Genomic DNA, 7732 nt, shown 5'->3' with positions numbered 1-7732 from the left:
GTGGGCAAAGCGAAGCGTGCCCACCCTCACGAGCGGAGTGCTGATGGTGGGCACGCTTCGCTTTGCCCACCCTACGCCCGCTACGCCGCTTTCGCCTGCACGGTGTCGCAGAACTCCGCGAGTCTGTCGGCAAGCCGCAGTGTGGCGGGGCTGGCGGCGGGGGAGGCGAGCAGGGCGACTTCGGTCCTGTCGATCGGGGCAAAACCGTCTTTTGCCGTGAGCACGCGGTGATCGGCCTGGATCGCGATCTCCGACAGGATGCTCAGGCCCATGCCGGCGGCGACCGCGGCCTGGATGCCGGAGAGGCTCGAGGACGTATAGGCCATGTGCCAGGCGCGGCCCGCGCTCTCCAGCGCATGGATCGCGCCGGCCCGGTAGAGACAGCCGGCCGGAAATCCGATCAGCGGCACCGAGCCGCTGCGCGTATCGCGCGGATGCGTCTTGCTGGTGACCCAGTGCACCCGTTCCGGCCACGCCGCGATCGCGCCCTTCTCGCCGGCGGTGCGCTTGAGCAGCGCCAGATCGAGCTCGCCGCGATTGAGATCGCGCTGCAGGTGCATGCTCTGGTCGGCGCGCACGTCGAGCCGGAGCGTTGGATGCGAGCGCGAGAAGGCGCCGAGCAGTTTTGCCAGCCGATAGGCGGCGAAATCCTCGGGGATGCCGAGCCGGATCGCGCCCTGATAGGTCGGTCGCGTCACGACATCGCGCGCCTCTTCGGCGAGCGCCAGCAGCCGTCGTGCATAGGAGAGCAGCCGCTCGCCGGCTTCGGTCGGGGTGACATCCTTGCCGTTGCGGACCAGGAGCGGCTGGCCGACATCTTCCTCCAGCCGCTTGATCTGCTGGCTGACGGTGGATTGCGTGCGGTGGACGCGCTCGCCGGCGCGGGTGAAGCCACCGGCATCGACCACCGAGACGAAACTGCGCAGCAGTTCCAAATCGAACATGGCGGCACCTATTCAAAAATCCACTGGCTGCCAGTCTATCATTTAATTTCCAAATGGGAAGGCGAGGCCCTAGATGGAAGGGCCAAGGAGAATTCACATGTCGCTCGCCCCTTCGATTGCGGCTCCCCGTCAAGGCTTCAATCGGCTGCCGCTATTGATTGCTCTGTTCTGCCTGCTCTGGAGCTACGCCTTCATCGCCGGCAAGATCGGCGTCACCGATTGTCCGCCGCTGCTCCTGCTCACGGCGCGATTTTCGCTCGCGGGCATCCTGATCCTCGGCTTTCTGGCGCTGCGCCGCGAGGGCTGGCAGCTCTCCTGGCGCGATGTCGCGGTCTATTCGGTGCTCGGCGTTGCCAACAACGCGCTCTATCTCGGGCTTGGCTATACCGGGCTGAAGACAGTCTCCGCCGGCATCGGCGGGTTGATCGTCTCGGCCAATCCGGTGTTCACGGCGGTGCTGGCGGCGCTGTTCCTCGGCGAAGTCTTGACCTGGCGCAAGGTCGCGGGCCTCATGCTCGGCGTTGTCGGCGTCGCCTTCATCGTCTGGCACCGGATCTCCGTCGGCACCGAGCATATGGAAGGCATCGTGTTCACGCTGGCCTCGCTCGCCTCCATCGTCACCGGCACCATCCTGTTCAAGCTTCTCGCACCCAAGGGCGGCCTGTGGATCGGCAATGGCATCCAGAATCTCGCCGGGGGGCTGGTGCTCCTGCCATTCGCGTTCACGCTCTCGAGCGTCTCCGAGATCGTGCCGAGCGCGCGGCTGCTCGGCGCATTCGCATTCCTGGTGTTCGGCGGATCGATCCTGGCTTACGCGCTGTGGTTTCATCTTCTGAAAGTGTGCGGCGCCACCGCCGCGAGCGCCTACCACTTCCTGATGCCGCCGCTCGGCATGCTGTTCGCATTCCTTGTGCTCGGCGAGCATGTCGAGTCCCGCGATCTGCTCGGCATCATCCCGGTCGCGCTCGGCATCTATCTCGTGACCCGTCCAACCGCCGCGCCCGCACCGCGCGCCTGACGACATGTCTTGCTTGTGCCACAACGAGGAGCCAGGTACAGCGCCGGGAACCGAACCACCTCCGGTTCGTTGTCGCGGCGACTGGACCGGGTATGACGCAACACAAGGCATCGACTGGCAATCACGTAAGACCCGGCGATAAGCCGGCCTCCAAGGCCAAGCCGCGCCAGCCCTTCGAACTCAAGCGCTTCCTGCAATCGCTCGGCCCCGGCCTGATCACCGGCGCCTCCGACGATGACCCGTCCGGGATCGGCACCTACAGCCAGGCCGGCGCGCAGCTCGGCTACGGCATCGGCTGGACCATGCTGTTCACCTTTCCGCTGATGGTGGCGATCCAGGAGATTTCGGCCCGCGTCGGCCGCGTCACCGGCCACGGCATCTCGGGCAATGTGTGCCGGCACTATCCGCTGTGGCTGCTCAACATCGTGGTCGCGCTGTTGTTCATCGCCAACACGATTAATATCGCGGCGGATCTCGGCGCCATGGCGGATGCGGCGAAGCTCCTGGTCGGCGGGCACGCTATCCTCTACGTGCTGTTCTTTGGGGTGGCGTCGGTGGCGGCCCAGATCATCCTCGATTACAAGCGCTACGTCGCGGTGCTGAAATGGCTGACGCTCAGCCTGTTCGCCTATGTCGCGGCGCTTGCCTTCGCCCGCATCTCCTGGGGCGAGGCGCTTGCCGGCATATTGATTCCAAGGCTCGATTGGAACGGAAACTATTTCACCACCATCGTCGCGATCTTCGGCACCACGATCTCGCCCTATCTGTTCTTCTGGCAGGCCTCGCAGGAAGCCGAAGACCAGCGCATCGACGCCAGGAAGCAGCCATTGATCGAGAAGCACTACGGCGCGCGGAAGGAATTTTCCCGCATCCGCGCCGATACGATCGTCGGCATGGCGTTCTCGAACCTGATCGCGCTCTCGATCATCGTCACGGTCGCTGCGACCTTGCATGTGGCGGGGAAGACCGACATCCAGAGCTCGGCGCAGGCGGCAGAGGCGCTGCGTCCGATCGCGGGCCCGTTCGCGGAGGCGATCTTCGCGCTCGGCATCGTCGGCACCGGGCTGCTTGCCATTCCCGTGCTCGCGGGTTCAACCGCTTACGCTGTCGGCGAGGGACGCCAGTGGCCGGTGGGCTTGGCGCGCAAGCCGAAGGAGGCGGTTGCCTTCTATGCCGTGCTGGCGCTGTCGGCCGGCTTCGGCATCGCGCTGAATTTCACGCCGATCAACCCGATCTCGGCGCTGTACTGGAGCGCGGTCATCAATGGCGTGCTCGCCGTTCCCGTGATGGTGCTGCTGATGTTCATGGCGCGCCGCCACGACGTGATGGGCCGGTATATCATCACCGGCCCGCTCTATTGGCTCGGGTGGCTGTCGACGATGGCGATGCTGCTGAGCGTGGTTGCGATGGGCGTCGGGCTCTTCGCGTCGTGACGTCAATCGCGCCGGAACACGATCGAGGCCATCCAGCCGGTCATCAGCGCCATGGCGGCGGTGACGAGGCCGTAGGCAAGGCCGTTCTGCCGCGCGGTATTGGCGACGAACTGCTCGAAGCCGACCTTGACGATCTCGAAGGCAGTATCGGCCTTGGTCACCAGCGCGCCGTCGGTGAACAATTTGATCTCGACATTATAGGTGCCGATCGGCACCTCGGCCGGCAGCGGAATGGTGGTGCGGAACAGGGTCGGGGTCAGGAACGTGACCGTCGAGGTCTCCTCGCGATACAGCCCGTGCTCGATGCGCAGCCGCACGAAGGCGCTGCGGAAGACGTCGTTGGGAACGACGTCGGCATAGTCAGGGCCGACGCGCTGCATCAGCAGCACATTGTTGAGCCCGAGCTGCTGGCGCCGCTGCACCTCCGGCGAAGCGATCTGGTCGAAGGGGCGGTTGGAGAACAGGGCGAGATAGGTCGGCACCTGCAGGAACTGCCGGTAATCGCTGTTGATCCAGATCCCGAATCGGCGCTCCTTGCGCCGCGTCACCATGTCGGCGCGCGGCCCGATCACGCTCACCACGAGGTCGTAATTGGTGCGGCCGGGTGGCGTATCGGCATCCCTCTCGACCGAGCCGAACAGCACCAGTTCCTCGCCGGAATAATTCGGCGTCACCGTGACGCGGTGGTTCGAGACAGAGACGATCAGCCGCTCCGCACAGGCCGGGCTTGCAGCGGGGATCGCAACGAGCAGGCCGGCGAGAACGAGGAGTGCGCGGGCGGTCATGGCGCGGCCCCGCCGGTTTCGCGGATGGTGAAGAGATCGGCGGGGCGGATCACGAGCTCGACCGCAAAGCGGATGCCGACCGCAAGCACCAGGAGCCCGAGCAACAGCCGCAGATGCTCGCCGCGGATCTTCTGGCCCGCGCGGGCGCCGAACTGCGCCCCGGTGACGCCGCCGACCATCAGGATCAGGGCCAGCACGGCATCGACCAGGTGATTGGTCACCGCGTGCAGCAGGGTCGCGAAGATCATCGTCACCAGCGTCAGCACCATCGAGGTGCCGATCACGGTCGAGGTCGGCACCCGCAGCAAATAGATCATCAGCGGCACCAGGATGAAGCCGCCGCCGATGCCCATGACGGCGCCGATGAAGCCGATCACGAGGCCGACGAAGATGACGGGAATGATGGAGAGATAGATCTTGGAGCGCTTGAAGCGCATCTTCAGCGGCAGGCCGTGGATCCAGCCGTGGCTGCCCGGGCGGCGCAGCGTGACGGTGCCGCCGCGGCGGGTGCGCAGCATCGCGCGCAGGCCCTCATAGGCCATCGCCCCGCCGACCGCGGTGAGCAGCACGACATAGGACAGCCCGATCATCAGGTCGAGCTGGCCGAGCGAGCGCAGATAGGTGAAGGTCCATACCCCGAGCGCGGTGCCGATCGTGCCGCCGCTTAACAGGATCAGCGCCAGCGTCGGATCGATCGCGCGGCGGCGCCAATAGGAGATCGCGCCGGAGAAGGAGGAGGCCGCGATGTGGCTCGCGACGGAGGCAACCGCGACCGCCGGCGCGATGCCGATGAAGATCAGGAGCGGCGTCATCAGGAAGCCGCCGCCGATACCGAACATGCCGGAGACGAAACCGACCGCCGCGCCCATCGCCAGCACGAGGAAGATATTGACGGGAATATCGGCGATCGGGAGGTAGAGCTGCACGCGCGGTCGCTTCTTATAATGCCGCGGGGCTGGCGTACGGCCAGCCCACGGCGCGGTTTTCTGATCGAGCTTGCGGGCAGCGGAATCCGACGCGGAGACGGGCGCGGATCGGTTGCCGCGCCCTTGAATAACCGAAATCGCCGCGACGAGGGACTATAGAATCCGCCAAGGCGGATTTTTTTGTCGCACCCAGAGCATGATCCCGAAAAGTGGAAACCGGTTTTCCGAAAAGATCATGCTCAAACAAAGAGATGAGATCATGATCCGATTCCGTCCAATCGGATTATGATCTGGGCCGGCGTCGCCTCACGGCCGGCCGATGGGATCGGTGATCAGGCTCATCGCCGCGGCTTCCTTGGTGCTGAGCCAGCGGATGTCCCTGGTTTGTGACATCGCCTCGACGACGGTGGACGAAACGCCCATCCTGGTCATGTAGTGCAGGACGGCACCGGTGACGCGCTGGGTGTCGGCGACGGGGTCGGCAACCGGCGCCGTGGTGACGAACCGGTGGACGCCCAGCATCGAGCCCTCGATGCCGTAGCGGGTCGTGCCACCGGCAAAGGCGAGGACGCAGGCGCTGGCGCAATAGGCCGGGCGGACCTGGCCCGAAGCATCGGCAACGCCGACGGCGGTCGTCAGCCCGCGGGTCCGGATCATTTCGCCGATGATGAGCGCCTGGTTCAGAGCGCCGCCCGGAGATGACAGAAGGACAACATCGCCGGGCGCCAGATGGGCCTCATCCAACCTGTCGCGGAACCAGTTCGCGGCGGCCGGCCCGATCTCGCCCCTGATGGCCAAAGCGGGCCGCGAGCCGACCGCCCCGCCGAGATCGGTCTTGCTGATCAGTTTCGAACTCAGGCTCGGCGAAAAATACTGGTCTCTCCAATGCGCCCAGGCGTCGGGCCGCGACAGGTCCCGATAGGCGCGGATGCCGACGCCGGAGATCAGGAGGACGAATATGACAATCGACCACATCGACCACCGCCATGCCGGCCGATGAGGCGGCCGCGCTTTCGGTTGATCGATCGACTGGCGTGGTGGTGCTACGCGGGGCCCGGTCGGCGAGCTTCGGTAGCGACCTTCGTGGTCTTGGGCTGACAAACTGGTTCTCTCGGCGCTGGCAGCTACCCGCGCGGGGGCGCGGCCTTTCTACACAGCTTCAGCGCTGAGATACATATGGCGACGCCGCACCGCAGCGTCCTGCGTCTGTCATAATTTTAATGCGCGATCGAGGCGGTCCGCTTCTGTGACGCCGCCCTGGCCGCGGGCTTGGCCGCATTGGGCGGCACGGTCGCGGAGTCCCAGCCGCCCGGCGGGGTCGCGGCGTTGACGGCGTCGTCGGGCTGCGGCTCGGCGGTGAAGGTCTGGATCGCGAGCTTGGCCGCTGCCAGCGATTGAGCGTCGAGGCGCTTAGCAACATCGTCGCGCTTGTGGCTGGCGTCGGCGTCGCCCTGGGCTGCGGCGAGGCTGAACCATTTGAAGGACTCGGCCAGGTTCTGCTCGACGCCGATGCCACGGGCATAGAGGATGCCGAGATTGAACTGGCTGTCGGCGACGCCGCGATCAGCGGCCTTGCGGAACCATTGTGCCGCGCTCTTGTAGTCGGCGCCTTTGCCGCCGCCATCGGCATCGAGCACCGCGAGATTGTGCATGGACTTGGCGTTGCCGCGCTCGGCGGCCTGCACGTAGTAACGCCGCGCGGTGTCGACGTCCTTTTTCACGCTGAGGCCCTTCTCATAGAAGGTTCCCAGCCGGAAGATCGCGGGCACCACGCCGGCCTGCGCGGCGCGCTCGTACCACTTTGCGGCCTCGTCATAATTGATCGGAACGCCCTTGCCTTCGGCTAAGCGCACGCCGACCTCATAGGCCGCGGCCGGATCGCCCCTCAGCGCCGCAGCGCGCAGCACCGGGCCGCCGATGGCATCAGGCAGCCGCTCGCTCGGCGGCACCTGCACCATCATAAGCCTGCCGCCCATCGGCGCGACGGACTGCGCGGGGATCGAGCCGGTGATGTCATTGTTCGCAACGGGAGATGGGGACGGCGCGGGCGCCGGCGGGATCGCCACCTGCGAGCCATCGAGCATGTTCGGCGCGGTGCTGTTGTTGGATTGCCGGCCGAGCGGGGTCGGCGAAGTCATCAATGGCGCCGCAGGGGCCGGCGCGGGCGCGGGTGCGACGACCGCAGTGTCGGCCGGCGGCTGTGCCGCGGCGGGGGCATCGCTCGACCTCTCCATCGGCGGCATCTGCGAGGCGGTGCCGCTATCGAGCAGGATCATCGCCACCTTGAAGGCGCCGAGCACGATGACCACCACACTCGCGCCGACCAGCAGCGAGCGGATCTTTGACGTGATGGTCGAGGGCTCCTTGCCCTCGGACTTGCCCTGAGCCTTGTCGACCGGCTTGGCCTTGGCTGCCGCCTTGGCCCCACCACGTCCGCCCTTCTCGGTGGCGGCCTGGGCGGCCGCGGCCTGGGCGGCGCGGCGTGCGGCGGCGATGAAGCTCGACGTGGAGACCGGCTCTTTAGTGGAGGGCGAGATCTCGCTGATCGCGCTCTCCGACGCGGCGATGCGTTCGGTGGGCGTCGACACCCGTCCGGTCGGGCGCGTGCCCGGCTCGAGCGGATGAT

Annotated in this window: 7 protein-coding genes; 2 read left to right on the top strand and 5 right to left on the bottom strand. The window is 66.3% G+C overall.

Features of this window, described 5'->3' with window-relative positions:
- Positions 1-80: 80 nt before the first annotated feature.
- Positions 81-944 carry a LysR substrate-binding domain-containing protein gene (locus CWO89_RS37820; protein ID WP_130583447.1) on the bottom strand — a complete coding sequence of 288 codons (864 nt, stop codon included), beginning with the start codon at positions 942-944 and terminating at the stop codon, positions 81-83.
- Between the two features lie 97 nt (positions 945-1041).
- On the opposite strand from CWO89_RS37820, the gene CWO89_RS37815 reads away from it, so the two are divergent.
- Positions 1042-1962, top strand: coding sequence for a DMT family transporter (locus CWO89_RS37815; protein WP_130583446.1), 921 nt, complete (start codon positions 1042-1044; stop codon positions 1960-1962).
- A gap of 92 nt (positions 1963-2054) precedes the next feature.
- Complete coding sequence (locus CWO89_RS37810) at positions 2055-3395, top strand: NRAMP family divalent metal transporter (protein ID WP_130583445.1); 1341 nt, start codon at positions 2055-2057, stop codon at positions 3393-3395.
- Positions 3396-3397: 2 nt separating this feature from the next.
- Here the strand turns inward: CWO89_RS37810 and CWO89_RS37805 are convergent, their stop codons facing one another.
- The 4 genes from CWO89_RS37805 to CWO89_RS37790 all read right to left on the bottom strand — a co-directional run.
- Positions 3398-4180, bottom strand: a complete 783-nt coding sequence (locus CWO89_RS37805; protein WP_130583444.1) for a TIGR02186 family protein — start codon at positions 4178-4180, stop codon at positions 3398-3400.
- Positions 4177-5106 (bottom strand): sulfite exporter TauE/SafE family protein, encoded by a 930-nt coding sequence (locus CWO89_RS37800; protein ID WP_130583443.1) that lies wholly within the window; start codon positions 5104-5106, stop codon positions 4177-4179. Before CWO89_RS37800 ends, CWO89_RS37805 begins: the two co-directional genes overlap by 4 nt.
- A 306-nt stretch (positions 5107-5412) precedes the next feature.
- Complete coding sequence (locus tag CWO89_RS37795; protein ID WP_245476762.1) at positions 5413-6081, bottom strand: COG3904 family protein; 669 nt, start codon at positions 6079-6081, stop codon at positions 5413-5415.
- Between the two features lie 242 nt (positions 6082-6323).
- A partial coding sequence (locus CWO89_RS37790) for a tetratricopeptide repeat protein (RefSeq protein WP_130583441.1) occupies positions 6324-7732 on the bottom strand: 1409 nt, incomplete at its 5' end.

The organism is Bradyrhizobium sp. Leo170, assembly GCF_004296405.1.
In the GTDB taxonomy this organism is placed as follows: Bacteria; Pseudomonadota; Alphaproteobacteria; order Rhizobiales; family Xanthobacteraceae; genus Bradyrhizobium.
This window is presented reverse-complemented; position numbering and strand designations above follow the sequence as displayed.